The organism is Clostridium tyrobutyricum DSM 2637 = ATCC 25755 = JCM 11008 (genome assembly GCF_000359585.1).
In the GTDB taxonomy this organism is placed as follows: Bacteria; Bacillota; Clostridia; order Clostridiales; family Clostridiaceae; genus Clostridium_B; species Clostridium_B tyrobutyricum.
Genome location: NZ_APMH01000066.1, coordinates 1 through 636, shown reverse-complemented (window position 1 = coordinate 636; position 636 = coordinate 1). Strand labels below are relative to the sequence as shown.

At 37.3% G+C, this 636-nt stretch carries 1 protein-coding gene; it reads left to right on the top strand.

Annotated features, from left to right (window positions below):
• Positions 1-627 (top strand): PLP-dependent transferase (locus J418_RS0115320; RefSeq protein WP_017896044.1); only part of this gene is annotated, 627 nt, incomplete at its 5' end.
• Between the last annotated feature and the right edge of the window lie 9 nt (positions 628-636).

Sequence of the window (636 nt, the reverse complement as noted above, 5' to 3'; positions counted from 1 at the left end):
GGTGGAATTATAGTAGACGGTGGAAAGTTTGATTGGGCAGGAAGTGGTAAATTTCCCGATTTTACAACACCTGATAAAAGTTACGGCGGACTTGTATATGCAGACCTTGCTCCGGCTTCATTTGCAGCAAAGGCAAGAGTTCAGCTTTTGAGAAATACGGGAGCAACTCTAAGTCCACAAAGTGCATTCTATCTTCTTCAAGGACTGGAATCACTGTCACTTAGAGTTGAGAGACATGTAGAAAATGCAAGAAAAGTAGTAGAATTTTTAAGTAAGCATCCTAAGGTTTCATGGGTAAACTATCCTGAATTAGAGTCGAGTCCATATAGAGAACTGTCCAAAAAATATTTGCCAAAGGGAGCAGGTTCAATATTTACTTTTGGAATAAAGGGAGGACTTGAAGCTGGAAAGAAATTTATAAACAGTGTTAAATTATTTTCCTTGCTTGCCAATGTGGCAGATGCAAAGTCTCTTGTAATACATCCAGCAAGTACTACACATGCAGAACTTACACCTGAAGAACAAAAAGAGGCAGGGGTAACTCCTGATCTTATAAGGCTTTCTATAGGTGTAGAAAATATTGATGATATTATATATGATTTGGATCAAGCACTTGCAAAAATTTGATAATATTAA